Here is a 24498-nt window from a genome sequence, read left to right as displayed (position 1 = left end):
TGTGATGACAATCATAGTTAGATTTTACTACGAACACAATGCTTTCAAAATTCGATTCCATATTCTCAATTGACTGCGTCATCTTTGGCTTCGAAGAAGGCGAACTTAAGGTATTGCTTATTGAACGAAACGACAAGCCCTTTCAGAACTGGTGGGCGCTTCCTGGTTATTTTGTCGAAAAAGATGAAAGTATCGAAGACGCCGCGCAGCGTATTCTGTATAGCTTCACCGGACTAAGGGATATTTTTCTTGAACAGTTCTATACTTTTGGCGACGTTAACCGCCATCCCCAGGGGCGTGTTATCACAGTTGCCTACTATGCCATGATCAGGCTAAACGGTAAGGCCGATCTGCACCCCAACACCCCGTATGTGAAAACGGCAGTCTGGCATCCGGTGAGCGACATGCCCGAGCTTGCTTTTGACCATAGGCTCATATTTGAAAAAAGCCTGCAAAAGATACGCCGGAAAATCAGCTACCAGCCAATTGCCTTCGAATTATTGCCCGAAAAGTTTACCCTAACCCAATTGCAGAACGTCTATGAAGCCATTTTAAACAAAAAGCTGGACAAGAGGAATTTCCGGAAGAAGATGCTCAATTACGGCATACTTAAGGAGCTTGATGAAAAGCAGCAGGGGGTGTCATACCGGGCTGCAACCTACTACAAATTTGACAGGCGGGCCTACAATAAACAATTTAAAAAAGAACTCAGTTTCTCGAAAGAACAGGCATAAAACAAAGAAGGAGGTTCTTCACATAAAAGACCTCCTTCCTCATCTATCAATAAGCTAAAATACGCGTTATCCGCGTGGATGATCGATATGGAATTTTACCAGGTCATCTATAGGAGAACGGATAAGCTTTCCAAGCTTCATTCCGAATTCATCAGCAACCTCCTCGAGGATATTCCGGAAATTATAGCCTACAGAGCCGATACAGTTCAGCTCATATTTCTGATAATCCGGATAGTGGCTAACGAGGTTCTTAAAGAAATCCGTAAACGAAGTCTTTACCAGGTTGTGCGTATAGCCGATATTATCTGAATTGTCATAAACGAACTTAGCAAAGCTTGCACAAAAGCGGTTTGCCAGGGGCTTTGTATAAACATTTTCCTGAATATCATCAGGTGTAAGCTTAAACGTTTCCCAGAAAGTGGCTCTTACCGCCTCCGGCATATAGCCCCTCAGGTAGTCAGTAAGCAGCTTCTTGCCGATGTGGCAACCACTGCCTTCGTCTCCAAGGATATAAGCTGCCGAGTCGATCTGAAAAACGATATCATCACCGTCATAGATTCCTGTATTTGTTCCTGTGCCTAATATCGCCGCAAAGCCGGTTTTCTTACCCAGAAGGGCCCGCGCTGCTGCCAGTAGGTCGTGACCTACGAAAATATCGCTATGAGTAAATACAGCTCCGAACGCCTCTTTCAGTTGTGCGGCTTTCTCCTTATTGTGCACACCCGCACCATAAAAATTCACTTCTGTAATCTTTTCGAACTCCAGATCGTCAGGAAGGTTCTTCTTCAGCGACTCAATTACATATTCTACCGTAACAAAGTAAGGGTTATACCCTTCCGTATTGAAATAGATCTTTTTATTGTCGTCATTTAACAGACACCAATTGGTTTTTGTAGAACCGCCGTCAGCTATTATTATCATGTTATTTTAATAAGCGTAAATAATAAGTGGTAAATGTAAATAATTCTTTAAGATTGTATAAAAAACAAAACATAAATGTTGCCTTAGCGCCGAAAATTGAGCCAATTTATGATAGTCGATCTAAGAAGTGATACTGTAACGAAGCCAACTCCCGAAATGCTTGACGCCATGTTCTCAGCGGACGTCGGTGATGATGTTTATGAAGAAGACGAATCAGTAAACGCCCTTGAACGGAAAGCAGCCGGCATGTTTGGAATGGACGACGCCATTTTTTGTCCCTCAGGAACCATGACCAACCAGATCGCCATTAAATGTCATACCGTTCCGATGGACGAAGTGATATGCGATGAGTCTTCACATATTTACCGGTATGAAACCGGAGGCATTGCCTTCAACTCTGGCGCATCCGTCAAGTTGCTATACGGAGACCGCGGTCGTCTGACTGCAGATATGATCGAGAAAGTCATCAACCCGGAGGATGTTTGCATGCCTCATTCGAAACTGATCGTTCTTGAAAACACTTGCAACAGGGGCGGAGGGAGCTATTACGACCTCGACGAAATAGAGTCCATTTACCACCTTGCCCGGCTAAAAAAATGCAACCTGCACCTTGATGGAGCAAGACTATTTAATGCACTTGTGGAGACCGGTGACAGCATGGAGCAGTACGGGCACTTCTTCGATACCATATCCATCTGTTTATCCAAAGGGCTGGGTGCGCCCGTTGGCTCCCTTTTGCTGGGAGATATCAAGACCATCCGTCAGGCAAGACGTATTCGCAAAGTACTCGGCGGAGGAATGCGTCAGGCAGGCTTCCTGGCCGCAGCAGGCAGCTATGCACTCGACCATCATATCGACAGACTGAAAACCGATCACCTGCATGCCCGGGTACTCGGCGAGACGCTGGAAAACCTTCCCTATGTAGATAAATTGCTGCCGGTTGATACCAATATCGTCATTATTAAACTTGATGATGAAGTGCATGCAGACGTATACGTGGAGCGTATGCGCGACAATGGGATTTTATGCAGCAGGTTCGGAGATCAGCTGGTACGTTTTGTCACTCATCTCGATATCACGCCCGAAATGATAGACCATACCATCACCGTCTGCAAAAAACTCCACTAAACATCAGCCAAAAAGGTCAGTGCTGAGATACCTGTCTCCGCGGTCGCAGGCAATAAACACGATTACGCCGCTGTCAAGTGTCTCAGCCACTTTCAAAGCAGCGTGTGCAGCCCCACCCGTACTCATTCCGGCAAAGATACCTTCCGTTCTGGCCAGTTTACGTGCCATATCGGTAGCATCAGCCTGCGATATGTCCAGCACTTCATCAACACGCGAAGCATCAAATATCTTGGGCATATAGGCAGCCGGCCAGCGCCTGATTCCGGGGATAGACGACTCTTCAGTAGGCTGACAGCCGATAATCCGGATATCCGGATTCTGTTCTTTCAGGAACATAGAATTGCCCATAATACTACCCGTAGTCCCCATGGCGCTTACAAAGTGGGTAATCTTTCCCTCCGTATCCCTCCATATCTCCGGACCCGTGGTTTTGTAGTGTGCCAGGTAGTTATCCGGATTCGAGAACTGGTTCATCAGATAATATTCGCTTTCCAAACCCTTCTCCTCTGCATAATCCCTGCAGATTTCCATCGTTTCCAAGAGCACCACTTTGGCCCCGAAGGCCTCCATGGTCGCCGTTCGTTCCTTGCTGGAACTTGCCGGCATGATCAGCTCGATCTCCAGGCCAAATAAACGCGCCATCATAGCCAGCGCGATACCCGTATTCCCGCTCGTAGCCTCAATTAACTTCATCCCCGGCTCGATATCGCCGCGTTCAAGTGCACTCTGAATCATATTCAGCGCCGCGCGGTCCTTCACACTGCCAGCAGGATTATTCCCCTCGAGCTTGGCGTATATTTTTACATTCTTGTTCGGATTAAGCCTTGTGAGCTCCGCCATCGGCGTATTTCCAACCAGATCGATTATCCCAGCCATACCAAATCAGCTTTTACGTTCAACAACTTTAAATTGCGTTTCATGGTAAACCACAGAACCCGCAGGCACACTTTTCGTCAGCCAGACATTGCCTCCAATAATGCTATTTTCTCCGATAACGGTGTCGCCGCCCAGGATCGTTGCACCCGAGTAGATCACTACATGATCCTGCACCGTCGGATGACGCTTCTTAGACGCCATCGTTTTGTCCACACTTAAAGCACCCAGGGTAACACCCTGGTACAATTTAACATGACAGCCTATATGCGTCGTCTCGCCAATAACAATCCCGGTGCCATGGTCGATATACAAATAGTCGCCAATGACCGCTCCGGGATGAATGTCAATACCCGTCCTCGAATGAGCGTATTCAGTAAGTATGCGGGGCAGTAATGGCACGTCTAAAACAAATAGCGCATGGGCAATGCGGTAGAACGATATGGCATAAAAACCCGGATATGCCCGGATAATTTCAAATTCGCTTCTGGCCGCAGGGTCGCCCTGCAGAATGGAGCTAATGTCGGTATTCAGCGCACGGTACAGTTCCGGAACCTGTTCAAAAAACGCCTTCGCCCGCTGCTCGTTATTGCATTCCTCGCAGGCGCGTGTTGAGTCCATGATCTCTTTCAGCTGCGCCTGAAGCGACTGAAGTTCAATCTCAATATCTCTCACGGAGAGGAAGAAACTTTTCGACTGTTCCGGAAACAAAAGGCGTATCAAGCCAAGGGCCCAACCGGCAATTTCTTTATTGGATGGGACGGCCTCAATTTGCTGATGCCTCTTAAAAATGTATTCGTAAAAGTCTTTATCCATTAATCGGCAAAATAAAAAAGAAAGTAGAGCCTTCGTGAAGTTTACTGTCGACGCCAAACTTTCCCTGATGAGCTTTGATGATCTCTGCAGATATATACAAGCCGATGCCTAAACCGCTGGCTGCATAATTTTTATCATCAACTCGATAGAAACGCTCGAATATACGGTCTTTTTGATGATCTGACAATCCAATTCCAAAGTCTTTTACGGATACCGTTACCGATTCGCCGTCCACTTTCGTGCTCAGGATAATTTCTTTGTTTACGGGTGAATATTTTACCGAATTGTTGATCAGGTTCATGATCACCTGCTCCAGCCGCTCTTGGTTTCCCGTCAAAATAACGTCTGCGGCGTGCTCAACCGCGATATTGTAGCTAGGATACATGAACCTGGCGTTGTCGGCACATGAACGGACCAAGGTATTCAGACTTAGCGGAGACTTGCTGAACGCAAGCTTACCCGTCTGGATTTTGCTCACATCAAGAAGGTCATTTACCAGGTTGGCAAGTTTTCCGATAGCTTCGTTGGCCCGGCTGGTAAACTGCCTGATCGTTGGCGGAACCTCCTCTTTTTTATAGGAAGAGATCAGCTGTAAATAACCTTTTAAGCTGGTCAGCGGAGTTTTAAGCTCATGACTCGCAATTCCTATAAATTCGTCCTTTTTCGCCAGCTCCTGCTTCTGGTCCTCGATATTGGTTTTAGTGCCCAGCCAGGTCATCACCTGGCCATCCTCGTCGCTAAAAGGGATGGCCTTGGCCAGGTGCCAAAGGTATTCACCTGAGCTTCCTTTCCTTAAACGGTATTCCGTCTCGAACTCTGATCCTGTAAGAAAAGAGTTCCGCCAGGCATCCATAGTGCGGTCGATATCGTCAGGGTGCACGGCAGAGATCCAGTTTGAATCCAAAGACGCCTCTGCACTGAGTCCGGTGTACTCAATCCACTGCTGGTTAAAGTAGTCAAACTCCCCGTTGGCATTGGCCGTCCAAACAATCACAGGGATATTGTCAGACAGGAATTTAAAATTCCCCTGACTGATCAGCAAGTCGCGGGTCCGCTCCTTAATCGTCTTTTGAAGCTCCTTATTCAAGTGTGCCGCAACGCGCTGAGCTTCCTCGAGCTCATTATTCTTAGCTTGAAGAACATACCTGTTCTCTATCACCGCTCTGAGGTCGGTCATGATGATGCTCATCGCCGTGCCGTCCTCCAGCTCGAGAGGGGTAAGCGACAGAAGAAAGGGAATCCGCTTGCCTCCATGTCCAACCAGCTCCAGTTCCGCCTTTGCCTCCTCCAGCCACCCTGTTTGAAGCAACTTATTAAATTCCTTCTTCAACTCCTCAGGAAAAAAGTGGAGTAAAGGTACCCCGATCAAATTTTCAAGAGAAATACCCAAAAGAGAAGCAAATCTTGAATTGCTATATAAGATGATGCCATTTTTATCCAGTGTAACCGCACCTTCGGTCATTTTTTCAATAAAGGCACGATAAGTATGGTCGGCGTTCTTTAGTGTATAGAGACGATGGCCTGTGTCATGTTCCACGATTATGGCATCGATCTGTCCCGTTCGGATGGCATCGATAGTATCTCTGGCTTCTTCCAGTTGAAGCTTCAGTTCGCCTATCTCCTTAATTAAAGCATCTGTTTTCTCCGTTTCCATTTTTCTGCTTAAATGACAATGCCCAACCCTTTCAAAACTTTCTTTTCATCTGACAAATCACCAAGTAAGCGACGTTCAGGCCCGGGCGCCTTTTTAATTAAAAGGGGGAGGGCGATAAGCTGTTCCGCTTGTGCCCTTTCAGGCTGTTGATAGACATCGATAATCTCCAGGGAATATCGGTTTTTTAAGTACAACTCACAAATTTTGCGGATGTTAGATATCGCCCGCGCCGAGTTGGGCGACGCCCCCGTGATAAATAACCGCAGGACGAAGTCTTCAGCATCCGTATTGTTTAATATGTTTCCGGGTTCGTTTAGCACAGCGTTTAGGTAAGGGGCCGGATGTTCAAACCAACCAGTACTTTTTCTTCATTAGACAGATCACCAATGATCTTGCGCATAGGAACCGGTACCTTCCTGACGAGTGTAGGAACGGCAAATATCTGGTCACCTTCGGCCAGCTGCGGTTTCTCGAGAAGATCGATGATTTCGATCTGATATTTTCCTTTCAAGTGCTCTTCACAATAACGCTTTAAATTATTTAAGGCAGTTATGGCTTTGGGGGTCTTACCGGCGATGTACAGGCGTAGCTCCCACATCTGTTCTGTTTCCAATTCTTGTTCTTCCATACTATTCTTCGATGTTGTTTTCATCAGGATCCTCTGCTGATGATAAGCCTCGTCGCCGGTTGGTAATCTCCTCTCGGTTTTTCCGCGCCGCTTCCTTCTTAATCTGTTCTTCTGTGTATACGCGGTTCAACTCGTCTTCTACTGATTCAAATTCAGCTTTTAAATTTGCAATCTTTGCTTCAAGAATATTTCGTTTCCGCAAAATCTCTTTGTCCTTAGCACTCATTTGATGGCCTTTCAGAACTTCACCGGCATGTTCCTGGAGCATCTGCTCCTCACGTGCAGATCCGGTTAACACCCCGTTGGGGCCAAGGTAGACGTTTACCAGTTCAAGTCCATTATCCGTAATCACAAATTCCCTTACCTGATTGGAATGTTTCATGCCTCTCGACTTCATAATGTACATTCCCCGGTTTCTCTCACCATTAGACTCAATGTCGCGCACGAGCAGCCAGGCGTCCACCAATGATGATATCGTTTCGTCCGTTTGTTCCTGCACAATATTATTCAGGGCCAAAGCGGTAAACATGACCGTAACCTGCTGATCCTGCAGAAAACTGATTAATCGGATCAGCATCGACTTGACCTCGCTGATCGAGCCAATGGTAATCAGGTTGGTTATCGGGTCGACAATAACGGTGTCGGGCTTAAATGCCTTGATACGTTTGTGAATATCCACCAGGTGCATCTCCAGGCCGTACAGTGTAGGCCGGGAAGCGCAAATCTCAAGGAGGCCCGACTGCAGGTGCTTTTCGAGGTCGAGGCCGATGGATTTTGTATTTCTTAATATCTGGCTCGCCGACTCCTCAAATGAAAAGTAGATACACTTTTCGCCCCTCTCACAGGCACCGGCCGCGAATGTCGTGGCGATACTTGTTTTTCCGGTGCCGGCTGTACCGGATATGAGAATGCTGCTGCCGCGATAGAAGCCTTGCCCGTCAAGCATCTCGTCAAGACTTTTCACTCCTGTCGAGACCCGTTCAGATGAGGCTTCGTTACCCTGGCTGAGACTGGTTACGGGCAACACAGAAATGCCGTCGCTGTCAATCAAAAACGGGTATTCGTTGGTTCCGTGGAGAGAACCCCGGTATTTAATTATACGCAGCATTCGGGTAGATATCTGATGTTTTACCCGGTGATCAAGCAATATCACGCAATCAGATACATATTCCTCCAGACCCTGTCTCGTTAAAGTGTCTTTGCCTCTTTCACCGGTAATGATAGCGGTAACCCCTTTGTCCTTAAGCCATTGGAAAAGGCGCCGCAACTCCGTCCGTATAATGCTTTCATTGGTCAGCCCGGAGAACAGGTTCTCAATCGTGTCGAGAACTACCCGTTTTGCGCCAATACTGTCTATAGCATAAGAAAGACGTACAAACAATCCGTCCAGATCATATTCACCCGTTTCTTCTATTTCGCTTCGGTCGATGTGAACATAGTCCAGTCTTATTTTCTTCTCCTGAACGAGTTTGTCCAGGTCGAAGCCTAAGGAAAGTGTATTAACGGTTAGCTCATCAGCCTTCTCTTCGAACGCCATAAAGACCCCGGGTTCATTGAATTCGGTTGCACCCCGAACTATAAACTCCATCGACATCAACGTTTTGCCGCATCCTGCACTCCCGCAAATCAGCGTAGGCCGTCCTTTCGGAAGTCCTCCATTGGTGATTTCATCGAGCCCGGTAATGCCCGTTGGCGTTTTGGCCAGAAGTGAAGGCTTTGTTTTTTTTATCTGCTCCATCTGTTAGTGCATGTGCAGACCGGAACATCAAAAGGCAGCCCCGGTCTGAAATAATTATCTAACAAACGAAGTAATGTAAATTCTGTTTGACACACCCAGTCAAATGCGCCGTAGAACCGTTCATCCGACTTAGTGACTCGCGGATTATTTAAGCGAACCTAGACTATTCGGCGTCGTATATTACCACTTTTTCAAAGTAAGATCTGAACTCATCAAGAAAAGCCAGGTGGAGCGGGTGCGTTTGGTAGACATTATGCCCTTCCAGGTCATCAAAGAGCGCCAGTAGAGAGAAGGTATAAGTTGTATCTACCACGGCACGCTCGATAGGAGCCGGAGTGCCTATAAATAAAGATTTGACCGTTTCAACACCTTTCAGTGTCTCGAGGCTTGATCTGAAAGCAGCTTTTTGTTCGTCGGTGGTATCGGCTTTAAGCCAGAAAAGTACATGATGAGTAAGCATGGTTATGTATTTAGTTAATGCCGTAAAGATATTAAAACTTACATGACCCATTCTGAACTTCTTACGTCATAAAATTGAAAAAGCGAAATTTTAGAATTACGTTTAGCCTATGAAAGAGCTCGAACCCCTCGTCAAGGCACATTATCCAAAAGTGAAGACCGGAGCTGAGGTAACAGAAACCTATCTTGATTTTTTAAGAAACGAATATAATTCTGATCTGTCGAAAATGCTGTTCGCCACGTCGTTGTGTTGTGATGATATTAATGTTTCCACAGACTTCCGCAGAGTGTTAACACGTCCGTTTTCGATGGGCGGACTAGGCGGATTACCCTTTTCCGGTTTTACCGGCATGGTGGCTTATGCCCATCACATCCCGGATGGTGGCGATGCATTTATCTTTTACGGTCCGCATATCGGTATGACAGATGAAGGTAAACTCGGCAAAATGCGGCGTCCGGGCCAAAAGCAGTTAACCAACAGCTGTGGAGCGCTGATGCTGGCTTTACAGCGTTTGCAGCAGGAAAATGAGGTTTATGTTCCCATTAACTCAGAACTCGACTACCAGCAGACGCTCCTGGAGCGTACCGTAATGCCGCATAAGCATCGTATTCTGACTTCTCCTAATCCCGAGAAAGAGATAACGGACGTAGCTTATGAAGAAATTCATAAAAAGCTCAACATCCTGATCCGGATGAGTCGAAAAGAATTCCGTTGCGACCGGATTTTCTTACTGGGAGGTGTGATCGTTAATACGAGTCCCGAATACGAGGACGCCGTAGAGGTGCGTAATTTTGAGATCGTCGACACGAATGAACTTGACGACGCCGTGCCGTCTTTCTCTATTCTTGAATCGGAAGCCTTTAAGAGTCTGTAACCCCTGTTCAATATAACGAGCCTGCTTATAGCCAGATGGTTTGGGCAGGCTTTTATATGTCTGGTGATCAGCTTGCCCCCAGGTGGTGACCAGCTTAGGGGTGCAGCCACACTGTAGCCGGGTTGTAGCCACCTTGTAGCCACGTTTTGCCAGAAAAAGGTGGCTACAACGTGGCTGCTAGGCGGGATCAGTGCGGCTCTACCCTCAACTTGCCCCCCACCTGGGGGCAAGTTGGATGCCGGATTGTTTAAATGACAGTGTATGAATTGGTTAAGAAAGATGTTAACATGTGTTAATAAAAACTGTGTATACTCGTTGTGAAAATTTGCTAACTTTTGACTGTCGTAAGATTATTATCGCTCTCATTTATAAATGTTTATAAATTTTTTCTGTAAACATCTAAACCTTTTAGCGTTAACTAGGATACAAATATTAACTTTGCCACTTCAAAAATCTGATCATGGAAATTGAGAATCTATCTGAAATCAAGACCACTTATTCTGCGGACGAAGCCTATCAAAAGTCTTTGATTTATTTCAAGGGCGATGATTTGGCAGCCCGGGTTTGGGTGAATAAATACGCGTTGAAAGATTCGTACGGAGCCATTTACGAAGCTACGCCTGATGATATGCATCGCCGTATTGCTTCTGAAATCGCACGCATAGACCAACGATATCCAAACGCGATGACTGAGGATGAAATCTTCGAATTGATACGGGATTTCAAGTATATTATTCCCCAGGGAAGCCCCATGACCGGCATCGGTAATCCGTATCAGATTGCCTCTTTATCGAACTGTTTCGTTATCGGTAACAACGGCGAATCCGACTCTTACGGCGGAATCATGAAGATTGACCAGGAGCAGGTTCAGCTGATGAAACGACGCGGAGGCGTAGGTCATGACCTCTCGCATATTCGTCCTAAAGGTTCTCCTGTTAAGAACTCAGCTCTGACCTCTACCGGCATTGTTCCTTTTATGGAGCGTTTCTCCAATTCAACACGCGAGGTAGCTCAGGATGGAAGAAGGGGAGCGCTAATGCTATCCGTTGCGATCAAACACCCCGATTCTGAAGGCTTTATTGACGCTAAAATGGAGCAGGGCAAGGTTACAGGAGCGAACGTTTCTGTACGTATTGATGATGAATTTATGCGTGCTGTCGAGGAAAAACGCAGTTACGTTCAACAATATCCTATCCACGGAGACTCTCCGTTATATCAAAAGGAAATCGATCCGACGCTGTTGTGGAAGAAAATCGTTCACAACGCATGGCGCTCGGCTGAACCCGGAATCTTATTTTGGGACACTATTATCCGCGAGTCGGTGCCCGACTGCTATGCAGACCTGGGTTACCGTACCGTTTCGACCAATCCTTGCGGTGAAATTCCATTGTGCCCATATGATTCATGCCGGCTGTTGGCCATTAACCTGTTCTCCTATGTGGAGAAACCGTTTACGAAGGATGCGTATTTCAACTGGGAGCTGTTTAAGAAACATATTCATGCCGCTCAGCGCATGATGGACGATATCATTGACCTGGAGCTGGAAAAGATCGACGCAATTCTGAAGAAGATTGACGACGATCCGGAAGAGGCTGAAGTGAAACGTACGGAGAGAAACCTCTGGCTGAATATTCAAACCAAGGCAAACGAAGGACGCAGAACTGGTATTGGTATTACAGCAGAAGGCGATATGCTGGCGGCTTTAGGCCTGCGTTACGGAAGCGATGAGGGTACTAAGTTCGCGGTAGAAATACACAAGAACATCGCTATTGAAGCTTACCGTGCTTCGGTGATGACAGCAAAAGAAAGAGGTCCGTTTGCTATTTTCGATGCGGAAAGAGAGAAGAACAATCCTTTCATCCTGCGTTTGAAGGAAGCCGATCCGGAGCTTTATTTCCAGATGCTGGAGTATGGTCGTCGTAATATTGCGTTATTGACCATCGCACCTACAGGAACAACAAGTCTGATGTCGCAGACGAGCTCAGGTATTGAGCCGGTGTTCATGCCTGTGTATAAAAGAAGAAGAAAAGTTAATCCGAATGATAAGGAAGTACGCGTTGACTTTGTTGATGAGGTAGGCGATTCATGGGAAGAATATGTGGTTTTCCACCACCGTTTCAAACAGTGGATGGAAGTGAACGGTCATGATCTGACCAAGAACTACGGACAGAAGGAGCTTGATGACCTGGTGAAGCAATCGCCTTATTACAAAGCCACTTCCAATGATGTGGATTACCATAAGAAGGTCCAGATGCAGGGGGAAATCCAGAAATGGGTTGACCATTCCATCAGTGTAACCATCAATATGCCGGAAGATGTTACCGAAGAACTGGTTGGCCAGTTGTACATGGAGGCCTGGAAGGCTGGATGTAAAGGTGTGACGGTTTATAGAGACGGATCACGTTCGGGAGTACTGATCTCAAATTCAGAGAAAGAAGCCAAGTCGGAGGAAGACGAGAAAAATCACGCAAGCTTCCCGGTAATCCGTCCTGTTGTGCTTGAAGCGGATGTGGTACGGTTCCAGAATAACCGCGACAAATGGATCGCGTTCATCGGTCTGATTGACGGAAGGCCTTATGAAATCTTTACCGGTTTCCTGGATGATGAGGATGGTATCCTGATCCCAAGATGGGTGAACGAGGGCCTGATCATCAAGAACAGGGAGACTGACGGAAGTTCCAGGTATGATTTTCAGTACCAGAACAAACGCGGACATAAGACCACCATCGAAGGTTTATCTTATAAGTTTAACCCGGAATACTGGAACTATGCGAAGTTAATTTCCAGTACGCTGAGACACGGAATGGCCATCGAAAAAGTAGTTGACCTGATCAACAGCCTTCAGCTGGACGAATCCATCAATACCTGGAAAAATGGTGTTGCGCGCGCTCTGAAGCGTTATATCCCTGATGGAACGGAAGCTAAGAAACAAAAGTGCCAGAACTGTAATTCAACTAACCTGCTTTATCAGGAAGGTTGTTTAACTTGTAAAGACTGCGGTTCGTCTAAATGCGGATAGCATTAAACGAATATCGTAAATATAAAAAAGCCCTTTCAGTCTGCAGATTGAAAGGGCTTTTTAGTATGTTTAATTTTCCTAAATAAACCTAAAATTTATATGAACGAAAGAAGTCAACTTTCCCTGAGGCACGCTTTTATCATGCTGCCATTGCTGTTAAGCGCTAATCTTCAGGCTAAAGTTAAATTACCTTCCGTATTTGGGGACAATATGGTTTTCCAGCAGAAGACAGAGGCTGCAGTCTGGGGAAAAACAGACCCCGGCAAGACGGTGGAGCTGGTGCCGGGTTGGAACAAGAAAACCTATACGGGCAAAGCCGATGAAAAGGGTAACTGGAAGATCACCATGCCTACTCCCTCTCACGGGGGACCCTATACGCTACAGATCTCAGATGGCGAGCCGCTAACGTTGAACAATGTATTGGTGGGAGAGGTATGGGTTTGCTCAGGCCAGTCCAATATGGAAATGCCGCTTGCCGGTTGGGGTAGGATTAACAACTATCAGCAGGAAATCGATGCGGCCTCTTATCCCCATATACGCCTGTTGCAGGTGGAGCATCAAACCAGCATGACTCCCCAGGAGGATGCTCAGGTATGGGAGGGCGGCTGGCAGGCATGCAGTCCGGCCAGTATCGCCAACTTTTCTTCTGTGGCGTACTTCTTTGCCCGGGATATCTATAAGAAGAAGGGTGTCCCTATTGGTTTGATCCATACTTCATGGGGTGGTACCATCGCTGAAGCGTGGACGAGCGGTGGCGCGTTGAAAAAGATGGCCGACTTCAGAGATATGGTTGTGCAGATGGAGAACGCACCACAAAATCCAAATGACAAGCCTTTTAAGCAGCAGATGGAGGAATGGGAATCTTCGGTAAAGACGCGTGATGCGGGCTTTGAAGGTGGCTCGGCGATCTGGGCGGCTTCCGTGTTTGACGCCGCAGCATGGAAGAAGATGACTATACCGGGTTTTTGGGAACGGTCGGCCCTGCCCAATTTCGACGGGGTGGTATGGTTCAGGAAGAAGATCAGTATACCTGCATCATGGGCCGGGAAGGAGCTGAAGATTAATCTTGGTGTAATCGATGATGATGATATCACGTATTTCAATGGAAAGGAGATCGGCGCGACACAAGGCTATAATAAGCCCCGCGTTTACACGGTGCCGGCAGCCGCGGTTAAGGGGGGCGAAGCGGTGATTACCGTAAGGGTATTTGACTTTGCAGGTGAAGGTGGTTTTTCAAGCGACAAGAACACCGTAGCGTTGATCGGTGACAATGGCCAGCGCATATCATTAGACGGCGACTGGCAATTTAAGGAGGGATTTAACCTGAAAGACGTACCTGCTATGCCGGTTTCCAATGAAGGCCCCAACAGACCGACGGTTCTTTATAATGCCATGATCCATCCCTTCATTCAGTTTGCCATCCGGGGAGCTATCTGGTACCAGGGCGAAAGCAATGCCGGAAGGGCTTATCAATATCGGGAATTGTTTCCGCTTATGATCAGCGACTGGCGGGATAAGTGGGGCAGGGGAGACTTTCCTTTCTACTTCGTGCAGCTGGCGAATTTTATGAAAGTAAATGATCAGCCTGAAGCGACAGGATGGGCAGCTTTACGGGAAGCTCAGCTCCAAACGTTGTCATTACCAAATACGGGCATGGCAGTCAGCATCGACATTGGTGATGGAGAAGACATCCATCCCAAAAATAAGCAGGATGTAGGCGGTAGGCTTGCTTTGATCGCGCTGGCTAATACGTATGGTGAGAAGACGGCGTATTCGGGACCTTTATTGAAGTCGAGTGAGGCGAAAGGTAAGGAGATGGTTCTGCGCTTTACACATGCTGAGGGAGGACTTCGTACCCGCGATGGTAAGCCGTTAGCTGGTTTTGCTGTGGCCGGCGAAGATCAGAAATTCTATTGGGCAGATGCGCAGATACGGGGCAACCAGATTGTAGTGAGCAGTCCGCAGGTAGCGAAACCTGTGGCGGTACGGTACGCCTGGGCGAATAATCCGGTTTGCAATCTGGTTAATGGGGCCGGGCTGCCAGCCTCGCCTTTTCGCACAGACAGCTGGTTTGACCCGGCATATGGACAGCGATAGCTAGCCATTCGCACAGGAGCCTCCGTAACAGCTTATTTACCTAAATTCCTGTTATGGGGGCCATTTTGTTTACATATTTGATATACATGAAAACCCAATTATTTATCCTTCTTTCTGTGGCCCTGGGTCTCGGAGCCCAGGCTCAGACCTCCACGGCATCTCAAAATTATTCGTGGGACAATCTCCCGAAAGTAACCAGACCAGTATTTAAAAACGACACTATCAATATTGTCAAGTATGGCGCCGTGCCCGATGGCAGGACGCTGAACACCCGGTTTATCAACCAGGCAATAGAAGATTGCAACAAAAAGGGAGGAGGGGTAGTCCTGATTCCGGCAGGTTTGTGGGTGAGTGGACCGATTTATCTGAAGAGTAACGTAAACCTCCATGTTGCAAAAAGTGCGACATTGTTTTTCACTGACGACAAGTCGCAGTATAAGATCGTGGAGGGAGAATATGAAGGTCGAAAGGTCGCCAGAAATGAATCTCCCATATTTGGAAAAGACCTGGAGAATATCGCTATTACCGGAAAGGGAATAATCGACGGAAATGGCGATGCGTGGAGAGCCGTGCACCAAAGCCAGCTACCACCGCCGGATTGGAAAAAGAAAGTGGCTTCGGGAGGAGTGGTGAGTGATGATGGTAAAACCTGGTATCCTAGTCAGCAGTTTAAAGACGCCAACGTGCAGAAAAAAAGCATGCTGTTGGTACCCGGAAAACCGCTTTCTGCTTTTGAAGATATGAAGGATGTGCTAAGACCGAATCTTCTGGTGTTGAACAATTGCAAAAAAGTACTTATTGAAGGTGTTATTCTACAGAACTCTGCTGCCTGGTGCTTGCATCCGATCCTTTGCGAAGACCTCACGATTAGTGATGTGATGGTAAAAAATCCTGACTATGCACATAATGGTGACGGGATGGATATTGAATCATGCAGGAATTTTCTCATCGAAAATAGTATTCTGGACGTTGGAGATGATGCTATTTGTATCAAGTCGGGTAAAGACGAGGAAGGTAGAAAAAGGGGCAGACCGTCTGAAAATGGAATTATTCGTGGCAACACCGTGTACAAAGGTCATGGTGGAGTTGTTGTAGGAAGTGAGATGAGTGGTGGCGCGCGCAACTTGTTTATAGAAAACTGCAGTTTTCTTGGGACTGATAAAGGTTTAAGATTTAAATCAACGAGAGGCAGAGGAGGAGTAGTTGAAAATATCTACGCCCGGAACCTTTACATGAAAGATATCATTCAGGAAGCAGTATTCTTTGATATGCATTACTTCGTGAAGTTCATTACCGACAGTGAGCGTGATACCCGACCAGTTGTAAACGAAGGTACTCCGGTTTTCAGAAATATGGTTTTTGAGAATATCGCCTGCAGCGGGGCGAGTACAGCTTTGTTCATCAGAGGTCTTTCTGAAATGCCCATTCAGAATATTACGCTTAAGAACTCGGTTTTCAAAGCCAATACAGGAATCGAGCTGATTGAAGCGAGTAACATCAATATCGAGAATGTACAGTTGCAGACAAATCCGTCAAAACCTCTGGTATCTGTCAACACAGCCAGGAACATAACAATTGATGGTTTGAAATATGGCTCTGATTTGGGTGTACTGGTGAAGGCAGATGGTAAGGACAACCAGAAGATAAGTATCAGAAACACGGACACGAAATTGGCAAAACAAATGCTTGAGTTGACTGGTGGAGCGGTTAAGGGGCAGGTAGCGTTCAGGTAAGAACCGGGATAATTTTACAGATCGTCCCTAGGATATAGATGACGATCTGTAAATTATCCTTTTTAATTTTTAGTTATCTCTCCTAAAGGGACATAAAATGTCGTCGTGCTTGGATTGATTTTTTTTCTCATAAGACTGAAGTACGCTTATTACAGGGGGATCCTGTGAAGTAACAGGGGCCAGCCCTATAGACGAACTGTGTCAAAGAGTGTCAATTAAGGCCGGACGGGCTCAGGAAGTCTCTGAGAGATATCAGCAATAAACAACATAAAAAAAGGCTGACAGAAATACAACTATCAGCCAAGCCCTTTCAATTTGGTGTTCCCGACGAGATTCGAACTCATATCTTTAGAACCGGAATCTAAAATTCTATCCATTGAACTACGGGAACAGAGTGGGCAAATATAGCAATCTAGACTTAGTATTTTTAGATTTTTGTAAAAATCAAAAAGTCCGTATTCTGTCCGACCGGCCTGCTCGTTTAAATGACATAAGATGTTTGAATAAAGCTTGTGCAGACGACATATTCTCATATTTTTGTCAGTACCATTTATAAACACCACGAAGCACTTTACTTAACAGCAGATCAACGAATGAGGCCGGCAATATATTGGCGGTGTATTGCGGTGAAGTGTTTGCGATAATTAGAACTGTCCGATGAGATGCGCAAAAAGCAGCAATTTCGCTTATAAGAGACTTATTTTTCTTGCTTTACTTATTCTGCTTTCTGCTTCGAAGAATGGTTTATTCTCCCAGGAAGTCGTTTCCATCCGGGACCATGTACCTCAGCACATTTTTTCTTACGGTGAAATTGAGATGTACGAGGATCCAGGAGGCACCTTACAGCTGTCTGATGTTTTAAAGCCGGGGATAGACACCCTATTTAAGAAGAACCGATATTATACACCGAAGATCTTTAATTTCAAGTCGTACTATTGGTTCAAGATAAAAATACGCTCTCTTCCTTCGTCAAAAGAAAACTGGATCCTGGAGTTTTTTGACCAGACGATAGATGAGGTTACGTTATACTCTCCGGATCAGTATAAAAGGTATACCGCTCATCACTTTGGCGACCAATACCCCTTTCATCATCGGACCTTTCAGCATAAAAACTTTACGTTTAATCTCGACCATTCCCTAACGGGGGAGAATGTTTACTACGTGAGATTGAAGTCGTCTCAATCGGTAAGTGTTATCATCGTATTGAGAAATGTAGAATGGTTTGTTCAGTATGCGATCGAGGAGTATATGATCTTCGGTGTGTTCTATGGGATGATCATTGTATTCAGCCTGTACAATATACTCATGTTCTTTGCAGTCAGACAGCGGCAATATCTGTATTATGTGCTGTACAATTTAAGTATCGGCTTGTACGAGATGTGCATAGACGGGATTGCATTTCAATATTTGTGGCCCAACTATCCCGACTGGAATCAGTATTCTTACGGGATTGCGTTGTTTTCGAGTAGCGTCTTCGCCCTGCTTTTTGCATCGAGCTTCTTATATCTTAAACCCAAGTTTCCCAAGCTATACCGACTGATCAACAGTATAATTATTCTCAGGGTGGCATTCCTGGTAGCTTGCTTGATCGATAAGAATCTGTTTACTTACAAAATAGTGGAAGTAGTGCCTGCATTGGCCGCCCTGTACGTAGGTGTATATGTATGGAAGAGTGGTTATCGTCCTGCACGTTTCTTTGTGATAGGCTATTCTTTTCTGATACTGGGAGTAATTATCAAGGTACTGATCCTGCTTAATGTAAGTTGGTTGCCATATGGGCCGATAACACATTATAGCCTAAGTTTTTGCTTTGTGATGGAAATGGTGTTAGTGTCATTCGCAATAGGAGATAATGTTGCCCATTTGAAGAAAAAGAAAGTAAAGGCCCAAAAAAGAATGATTCAGCAACTCCAGGTCAATGAAAAGCTGCAAGACACGCTTAATAGGGAGCTCAGTACCCTCGTGGATAAGAGAACCCGCCAGGTTGTGGAGAAGGCCTCTATTATTGAGCAGCAGAATGTGGAACTCTCGAAGGCAAATGCATTGCTTGAGAGGCAATCAGCGGAAATAAATCGTATCAACAGCTTATTGGAGAAGGACAACAAAGATCTTCATGTTAACATAGAAAAGGTTACACGTGCACGTGTAATGTCTCAGGATGTTGATTTCAGCGAGTTTAGTAAGATCTATCCGGATCGGGAAACATGCTTTAGATTTCTGTCAGAATTAAAATGGACAGAGGCTTACAGTTGCAAGAAGTGCTCCAATACGAATTATCTCCACGGGCAGCTTCCCTACAGCCGTCGGTGCACTAAATGCAGGTATGAAGAATCGGTAATCGCAAATACCATTTTCCAGAACAGCCGCATTCCGATCAATAAGGCCTTCTACATGCTGTTTCTTGTGTATAGCACGAAGGGAAAAATTTCATCGCATAGATTATCCGAAATCTTAGGGATTCGTCAGAGCACCTGCTGGTCTTATAGCAGCAGGATGAAGAAGCTGATGGAAGAGCGAAAGAAGGATATTCAGAACGCCGGGGAACAGGGATGGAGTAAACTTGTTCTTGACGTTTCGCTTGTCTACGCTGAAAAGTGAAAAATAACACGTTATTTTAATGCTATTTAAGTGTATCATGATACGCTTAAGTAAACGTGATATTTCTCTCTTTGTAGCTTATTACCAGCCAAATAGGAAAAAGCGAAGATTGCAATTAGGTGTATCATGAAATATATAACTATCTAATTAACAGTTGATTATGTGCTTTTTTTGTTGTTTTTGTCCCCAATATTCGTTTACATTTGGCCATACCAATTAGTACTTAATCAAAATGCCGACTTAAAAATCCAAACCATTTTTATTACGCCTTTGAAACCAGGTTTACGGGGGCCGAATTGAACTAACCAACACCAGTATTGAATCGATTATGAGACCCATCACGTGTTGGGCGCTTAATAGTCAAAAGCCAATTATGTTTTATGGGTAAACTATACCATTCTAAAGAAAGGGAAGCCGCCAGTCGTAGTGGATACCTTCCTTGCTTGAAAAAATTGCTGTACTTGCTCCTGTTGAGTATTTACCTGTCGCCTGTATATGCACAGATAAACGTGACGGGCTTAGTTACAGATATCAAAGGGGAACCTTTGCCAGGTGTAAGTATCCGGGTAAAAGGTACAACCGCAGGTGTTAGCAGTAATACCGATGGAAAATTTAGTTTAAAGGTAGCTGAGAAGGACGCCATCCTTGTCTTTTCTTATGTTGGGTTCAATCCGCATGAGGAGCCGCTCAAAGGGCGGTTGCAAGTGGAGGTTAAACTAAGTGAGAATATCAATACGCTCAATGAAGTTGTGGTTGTGCAGACCGGTTATGGCGGGACAGTTAAGAAGAGGGACCTGACAAGTGCTACATCAACCGTTACGGCAGCACAGATTGAAGACAGGCAACCCTTGAATATATTCGATGCGCTGCAAGGTCAGGCCGCAGGGGTTATGGTAATGAACGATAACGGTGAACCAGGTGCTGAAGGCTCTATCACCATTCGCGGTCCTTCTACTTTTTCATCAGAAGGCAACGGAACCAGTCCCTTGTACGTCGTTGATGGTGTCATTACACAAAGTATCAGCGCCATTAATCCAAGTGACATTCAAAGTTTTGAGATACTAAAAGATGCAGCCTCCGCGTCGATTTACGGATCCCGGGCGGCTAATGGCGTCATCCTGATTAGTACGAAGCGGGGAGTCGAAGGTAAACCCAGACTGGATGTGCAGTACGTATACACTATGGGTAAGATTGCACATGAAATTCAGCAGTCTAACCCCGTAGATATTCGTTACTACAGGCAGCTGCAGGGGCAATTGGGTGTTTTAACAGATTCATTGAATCCAAGCTTGAATTCGGCGAATGACCTGCAGGACCTGTTGTTGGGTAATCTGGGGCAAAAACACGATTTGAGATTCTCCGTCAGCGGCGGCGGCAAAAATCTGACCTATGCCGGTAGCGTTAACTATCTTGATGATAAGGGGATCGCGCTAAACAGCAACAGTAAACGCATTCAGTCAAGGGTAAACGTCGATTATCAGGCTCTGAAAAAACTAAAATATTCGACCAACCTATCGGTGTACAGGCAGACCGGAAATATGGCGAATGTGAATAACTCCATCCGGCCCGTGTTTGACAGGCCTACCAGTTACCTCATCTATTACCCTGACGGTAGTCTGACCAGCTACATCAATAACAAGCGGAATCCGGTGGCCTATGCTCTTCAGGAAACGAATACAAGAGAAGACTACAGAATTCAGTTTGTCAACACCGTTAACTATGATATTCTGGACAACCTCAAGTTTACGGCGGCATTAAACGCCCAGCTCGATGACGGGCAGCGAGTGCAGTTTACGCCGAGATATATCTCCACGCAGACCGGTACCACGAATTCGGCCGTGAACCAGTTTAACAAACGGTTCTATTACGAGGCACAGGCCTACATGAATTACAACAAGACGCTCAATGAGCATCATGCTTTTACCGCTACAGCGGGTATTACCCGTGACCGCTTGCGTTATGATAATGTTTACCTGACCGGCACCAACTTCGTTTTAGAGAACGTCACTACCATAACGGGTAGTAACATGACCAATCTCTCTCAGCAGCGTGTGGGAGCGGGAGCGTTTTCTACGGCCTCTTACTTCGGACGCATAGGTTACAGCTATAAAGGCAAATACTTACTACAGGGTGTTTACAGAAATGATGCGTCATCGCGTTTTGGAAAAGACAATCGTTCAGGAGGCTTTCCTGCAGGATCTGTGGGATGGCGTTTCACCGACGAGAAGTTCCTTTCATGGACTAAGAAAGTGCTGGATGACGGTAAGTTAAGGTTCAGCTACGGTAGCGGCGGAAATGATCCGATCGGGGATTATGAGTCTATTAACCGGGTGGAAATTGGAGGAAACAGCTATAACGGTATATCCGGGATATCGCCCACCGGAAGTTTCAGTAACTCGACACTTAAATGGGAATCGACGGTTACCAAAAATCTGGGCCTGGACTTGAGTTTTCTTAAGGGGCGCCTTGGCTTCATCGTTGACGCCTATGTGAGGACAACCGAGGATCTGCTTTACGATCGCCAGATGCCGAGAGAGACGGGATACAGCTCCATTAAGGTGAATGTGGGCAATATTGAAAATAAGGGATTGGAGCTGGTTCTCACGGGCAATCCGGTCGTTTCGCAGAACTTCAACTGGACGGTTAATGCGAACCTGACTTTCGAACGGGGCAAAATTACCAGGCTCTACAATGGTGAGTCGTTTATTGCGACGGGTTCAGGAGGAGTAAGCGGGGGGAATGCGCGCTATCTGATTGCCGAAGGAAGCAGAATAGGTGATTTTTATGGATGGCAGAACCTTGGAATCTATCAGTATGATGTATCGAATGCTTATACGCCTGACGGGAGAAAGCTGACTCCGGTAGGGATTACCGTGAGTGGAGGTTTAGGCCGTACCGGTACGTCTGTAGCGGATCATTATGAACTTGATGGCCAGGTATACGGTGGTGAAATTGTTAAAAAGCGCGACCATAACGGAAACGTGCTCTTGGGCGGTGATACCGAATGGCAGGATATTGATAATAACGGGGTAATCAATGACAACGATCGCCACGTTATCGGAAATGCGCAGGCAGATGCTTACTTAGGTTTCGTCAATAATTTCACCTATAAGCGCGTTTCCTTTTCCTTTATCATTAATTCGACGATCGGTGGAAAGGTGTATAATCAATTCAAACAGAACCTGACCAATTTTGCCAATAATGGAAACCCCTCGCTGCCTGAGGCCATTTATGGTGCATGGACCAAGCAGGGTGATGTATCGACATTTCCTTTTTATCCGGACAAAGATACCAGAGGTAGTCAGAGAAGTGGAGGTAACAGCTACTTCCTGGAGGATGCAACATTCGTTAGGCTGTCCAACGCCCGTCTGACCTATCGGTTTAGTCCGGACCTCGCGAGAAAGGCATTAGCCAGGAACATTGCGGCTTACGTTTACGGTGTTAACCTGCTCACTTACACCAATTATTCAGGATACGATCCGGAGTTTACTTCGTCATCGGGACTAACGCCGGGAGAGGACAATGGGAAATATCCGAAGCGCAGGGAACTAGGTTTTGGTATAACGGTAGGTTTTTAAAAGGAAAGAAACATGAACAAGAGATTTCATATCTATATTTTGAGCTTGCTGATGATTTTAGTGAGTTGTGCGAAGTCGATCGATGAGCAACCGGTTTCAGAGGGCACGCTGGAAGCTTTTTTCAAAAGCAGGCTGGATGCAGAAGCAGCGCTCGCGGGAATGTATGGCGAATTTCAGTCTACCATGATTGGAGAAGGGCAGTACAATAACCGAATTACCTGGTGGGGAGAGGCGCGGTCTGACAATTGGGAAAGAAGGCTTTCATATTCCGTTAATGCCACCAATGAGATCGAATTTAACGGTTTGACAGCGAACAACTCTTATGCGGATTATTCGTCGTTGTACAGTACTATCGGGCGGGCAAACCTGCTGATTAAAAAACTTCCGGAGATTAAGAACTTTGCGGCTCCCGGTTCACCCATTGCGTTGACTCCTGCTCTGGAAGCAAGTTATACTGCCCAGGCGCATGCGATGCGGGCGCTTTGCTATTTTTGGATTGCCCGGGTTTGGGGAGATGCGCCTATCCGGACAGAGCCCTATCTCAGTATTAATGATCAGCCGGAAGCAGCTAAAGAACCTCAGGAGAAGATCCTGGCGCTGGCAATAGCGGATCTGGAACTTGCCTATCAGCTGACTACAAAAAACCAGACTCCAACCGTTTGGTATCTTGGCGAAGGCGCTATCTGTTCGATTATGGCAGATATCTACATGTGGAAACACGATTACGATAACGCTATTGTGTGGTTCAAACGTTTGTTCGCCGCAAAGGCGCCTACAGGAAAAGTGTACAATGCTTCTGGTGCGCTGGCAACGGGTGCAGGCGGCGCTTTAGGTGACTTGCAATCGGGAACGACCTGGAATACGCAGTTTGTGAGTCCGGCTTCAAGTGTTGAAAGCATCTTCAGTATCCACTGGGATTATGTAGCGAACGGATGTGCATGTATGGCGGGTGTATCCAGGACAATGAATGAGCCTCAGATACGTATGGCTGATCCATTGTGGACCGAGTGGCCCCAGAGGTCTACAGCGGTATATGGGACGACCACTGCGACGACAGATTTGAGAGTGAGGCAGACCTATAACATCACGTCTGCAACGAATCAACCTATCCGCGACCGGAGCTTCTGGAAGTTCTACGCCGGCACATTTACTGCGGCAACGGCAACGGCGGGTTATACGTTTGTGCCGACTTTATATACGAGCAATTTACCTGGCAATGAGCAGACGAACGTTTACATTCCCTTGTACCGTTTAAGCGGCATGTACCTGTTGTATGCCGAAGCGCTGAACAAGATAGGTGACAGGGATAATGCAGTAAAGTATCTGAACTTGATAAAAGGTCGTGCGGGAGTTCCGTTGGTTAACGCTGGGCAATTTGCGGGAGCAAATGAGCTGGAGAACGAAATATTGAAGGAAAGACAGTTTGAGCTTATCGGTGAGGGTGTAAGATGGTTTGATCTGGTGCGTACGGACAAAGTGAAGGACGTCATGGATCCTATCCTGATAGCCCGTCAGACAGCTGCTGGCAATGCAGCTACCGGGTGGGGTAGTGATAAACGGAAATACTACTGGCCATTCAGCACGAACGTCATGTATGCGAACAGTCTGCTTGTGCAGAACGAACCGTATGGAGGGCAGTAAGCACTT

General features: G+C 46.2%; 17 protein-coding genes and 1 tRNA gene. 9 read left to right on the top strand and 9 right to left on the bottom strand.

The genetic code is table 11. The features are described 5' to 3' along the window. Positions 1–38: 38 nt before the first annotated feature. Positions 39–734 (top strand): NUDIX hydrolase, encoded by a 696-nt coding sequence (locus tag ACKI5J_RS15185; RefSeq protein WP_407430331.1) that lies wholly within the window; start codon positions 39–41, stop codon positions 732–734. A gap of 66 nt (positions 735–800) precedes the next feature. Here the strand turns inward: ACKI5J_RS15185 and ACKI5J_RS15180 are convergent, their stop codons facing one another. Further along, positions 801–1655 carry an N-acetylglucosamine kinase gene (locus tag ACKI5J_RS15180; RefSeq protein ID WP_407430330.1) on the bottom strand — a complete coding sequence of 285 codons (855 nt, stop codon included), beginning with the start codon at positions 1653–1655 and terminating at the stop codon, positions 801–803. A gap of 108 nt (positions 1656–1763) precedes the next feature. Between ACKI5J_RS15180 and ACKI5J_RS15175 the strand changes: the two genes are divergently transcribed. Then, complete coding sequence (locus ACKI5J_RS15175) at positions 1764–2783, top strand: threonine aldolase family protein (RefSeq protein ID WP_407430329.1); 1020 nt, start codon at positions 1764–1766, stop codon at positions 2781–2783. Positions 2784–2786: 3 nt separating this feature from the next. Here ACKI5J_RS15175 and cysM read toward each other — a convergent pair whose 3' ends face one another. The 7 genes from cysM to ACKI5J_RS15140 all read right to left on the bottom strand — a co-directional run bounded on the left by cysM (position 2787) and on the right by ACKI5J_RS15140 (position 8952). Continuing rightward, positions 2787–3659, bottom strand: coding sequence for a cysteine synthase CysM (cysM, locus tag ACKI5J_RS15170; protein WP_407430328.1), 873 nt, complete (start codon positions 3657–3659; stop codon positions 2787–2789). A 6-nt stretch (positions 3660–3665) separates the two neighbouring features. Next, a complete protein-coding gene (gene epsC, locus ACKI5J_RS15165) occupies positions 3666–4472 on the bottom strand; it encodes a serine O-acetyltransferase EpsC (protein ID WP_407430327.1) in 807 nt (268 codons plus the stop codon). Beyond that, positions 4465–6126: a PAS domain S-box protein gene (locus tag ACKI5J_RS15160; RefSeq protein WP_407430326.1), complete on the bottom strand. Its 1662-nt coding sequence runs from the start codon at positions 6124–6126 to the stop codon at positions 4465–4467. The genes epsC and ACKI5J_RS15160 overlap by 8 nt, the downstream gene beginning before the upstream one ends. Before the next feature lie 8 nt (positions 6127–6134). Then, entirely contained in the window at positions 6135–6446 is a 312-nt protein-coding gene (locus ACKI5J_RS15155; RefSeq protein ID WP_407430325.1) for a circadian clock KaiB family protein, read from the bottom strand. A gap of 5 nt (positions 6447–6451) precedes the next feature. Then, complete coding sequence (locus ACKI5J_RS15150; protein ID WP_407430324.1) at positions 6452–6754, bottom strand: circadian clock KaiB family protein; 303 nt, start codon at positions 6752–6754, stop codon at positions 6452–6454. 1 nt (position 6755) lies between these two features. Continuing rightward, the gene (gene kaiC, locus ACKI5J_RS15145; RefSeq protein WP_407430323.1) at positions 6756–8492 is read right to left on the bottom strand and encodes a circadian clock protein KaiC; all 1737 of its coding nucleotides are present in this window, start codon (positions 8490–8492) and stop codon (positions 6756–6758) included. A gap of 163 nt (positions 8493–8655) precedes the next feature. Further along, a complete protein-coding gene (locus ACKI5J_RS15140; protein ID WP_407430322.1) occupies positions 8656–8952 on the bottom strand; it encodes a Dabb family protein in 297 nt (98 codons plus the stop codon). 109 nt (positions 8953–9061) lie between these two features. On the opposite strand from ACKI5J_RS15140, the gene ACKI5J_RS15135 reads away from it, so the two are divergent. The 4 genes from ACKI5J_RS15135 (at position 9062) to ACKI5J_RS15120 (ending at position 16675) form a co-directional block, all read left to right on the top strand. Next, complete coding sequence (locus ACKI5J_RS15135) at positions 9062–9826, top strand: hypothetical protein (RefSeq protein WP_407430321.1); 765 nt, start codon at positions 9062–9064, stop codon at positions 9824–9826. A 460-nt stretch (positions 9827–10286) separates the two neighbouring features. Then, positions 10287–12845 carry an adenosylcobalamin-dependent ribonucleoside-diphosphate reductase gene (locus ACKI5J_RS15130; protein WP_407430320.1) on the top strand — a complete coding sequence of 853 codons (2559 nt, stop codon included), beginning with the start codon at positions 10287–10289 and terminating at the stop codon, positions 12843–12845. Between the two features lie 99 nt (positions 12846–12944). Then, a complete protein-coding gene (locus ACKI5J_RS15125; protein ID WP_407430319.1) occupies positions 12945–14942 on the top strand; it encodes a sialate O-acetylesterase in 1998 nt (665 codons plus the stop codon). A gap of 86 nt (positions 14943–15028) precedes the next feature. Beyond that, positions 15029–16675, top strand: coding sequence for a glycoside hydrolase family 28 protein (locus tag ACKI5J_RS15120; protein WP_407430318.1), 1647 nt, complete (start codon positions 15029–15031; stop codon positions 16673–16675). Positions 16676–16991: 316 nt separating this feature from the next. Here the strand turns inward: ACKI5J_RS15120 and ACKI5J_RS15115 are convergent. Continuing rightward, positions 16992–17066 (bottom strand) — tRNA-Arg (locus tag ACKI5J_RS15115). A gap of 266 nt (positions 17067–17332) precedes the next feature. On the opposite strand from ACKI5J_RS15115, the gene ACKI5J_RS15110 reads away from it, so the two are divergent. The 3 genes from ACKI5J_RS15110 to ACKI5J_RS15100 all read left to right on the top strand — a co-directional run bounded on the left by ACKI5J_RS15110 (position 17333) and on the right by ACKI5J_RS15100 (position 24492). After that, a complete protein-coding gene (locus ACKI5J_RS15110) occupies positions 17333–19273 on the top strand; it encodes a 7TM diverse intracellular signaling domain-containing protein (RefSeq protein ID WP_407430317.1) in 1941 nt (646 codons plus the stop codon). A gap of 380 nt (positions 19274–19653) precedes the next feature. After that, entirely contained in the window at positions 19654–22851 is a 3198-nt protein-coding gene (locus ACKI5J_RS15105; RefSeq protein ID WP_407430316.1) for a SusC/RagA family TonB-linked outer membrane protein, read from the top strand. A 12-nt stretch (positions 22852–22863) separates the two neighbouring features. Continuing rightward, positions 22864–24492: a RagB/SusD family nutrient uptake outer membrane protein gene (locus tag ACKI5J_RS15100; RefSeq protein ID WP_407430315.1), complete on the top strand. Its 1629-nt coding sequence runs from the start codon at positions 22864–22866 to the stop codon at positions 24490–24492. The last annotated feature ends 6 nt before the right edge of the window (positions 24493–24498 follow it).

Origin of the sequence: Arcticibacter sp. (assembly GCF_045629565.1) — a bacterium.
Taxonomy (GTDB): Bacteria; Bacteroidota; Bacteroidia; order Sphingobacteriales; family Sphingobacteriaceae; genus Arcticibacter.
This window is presented reverse-complemented; position numbering and strand designations above follow the sequence as displayed.

What these genes read in the sequence shown, in the direction of transcription:
- ACKI5J_RS15185 (WP_407430331.1), top strand. Translation starts at nt 39, where the DNA reads ATGCTTTCAAAATTCGATTCCATATTCTCAATTGACTGCGTCATCTTT.
- ACKI5J_RS15180 (WP_407430330.1), bottom strand. Translation starts at nt 1,655, where the DNA reads ATGATAATAATAGCTGACGGCGGTTCTACAAAAACCAATTGGTGTCTG.
- ACKI5J_RS15175 (WP_407430329.1), top strand. Translation starts at nt 1,764, where the DNA reads ATGATAGTCGATCTAAGAAGTGATACTGTAACGAAGCCAACTCCCGAA.
- cysM (WP_407430328.1), bottom strand. Translation starts at nt 3,659, where the DNA reads ATGGCTGGGATAATCGATCTGGTTGGAAATACGCCGATGGCGGAGCTC.
- epsC (WP_407430327.1), bottom strand. Translation starts at nt 4,472, where the DNA reads ATGGATAAAGACTTTTACGAATACATTTTTAAGAGGCATCAGCAAATT.
- ACKI5J_RS15160 (WP_407430326.1), bottom strand. Translation starts at nt 6,126, where the DNA reads ATGGAAACGGAGAAAACAGATGCTTTAATTAAGGAGATAGGCGAACTG.
- ACKI5J_RS15150 (WP_407430324.1), bottom strand. Translation starts at nt 6,754, where the DNA reads ATGGAAGAACAAGAATTGGAAACAGAACAGATGTGGGAGCTACGCCTG.
- kaiC (WP_407430323.1), bottom strand. Translation starts at nt 8,492, where the DNA reads ATGGAGCAGATAAAAAAAACAAAGCCTTCACTTCTGGCCAAAACGCCA.
- ACKI5J_RS15140 (WP_407430322.1), bottom strand. Translation starts at nt 8,952, where the DNA reads ATGCTTACTCATCATGTACTTTTCTGGCTTAAAGCCGATACCACCGAC.
- ACKI5J_RS15135 (WP_407430321.1), top strand. Translation starts at nt 9,062, where the DNA reads ATGAAAGAGCTCGAACCCCTCGTCAAGGCACATTATCCAAAAGTGAAG.
- ACKI5J_RS15130 (WP_407430320.1), top strand. Translation starts at nt 10,287, where the DNA reads ATGGAAATTGAGAATCTATCTGAAATCAAGACCACTTATTCTGCGGAC.
- ACKI5J_RS15125 (WP_407430319.1), top strand. Translation starts at nt 12,945, where the DNA reads ATGAACGAAAGAAGTCAACTTTCCCTGAGGCACGCTTTTATCATGCTG.
- ACKI5J_RS15120 (WP_407430318.1), top strand. Translation starts at nt 15,029, where the DNA reads ATGAAAACCCAATTATTTATCCTTCTTTCTGTGGCCCTGGGTCTCGGA.
- ACKI5J_RS15110 (WP_407430317.1), top strand. Translation starts at nt 17,333, where the DNA reads ATGAGATGCGCAAAAAGCAGCAATTTCGCTTATAAGAGACTTATTTTT.
- ACKI5J_RS15105 (WP_407430316.1), top strand. Translation starts at nt 19,654, where the DNA reads ATGGGTAAACTATACCATTCTAAAGAAAGGGAAGCCGCCAGTCGTAGT.
- ACKI5J_RS15100 (WP_407430315.1), top strand. Translation starts at nt 22,864, where the DNA reads ATGAACAAGAGATTTCATATCTATATTTTGAGCTTGCTGATGATTTTA.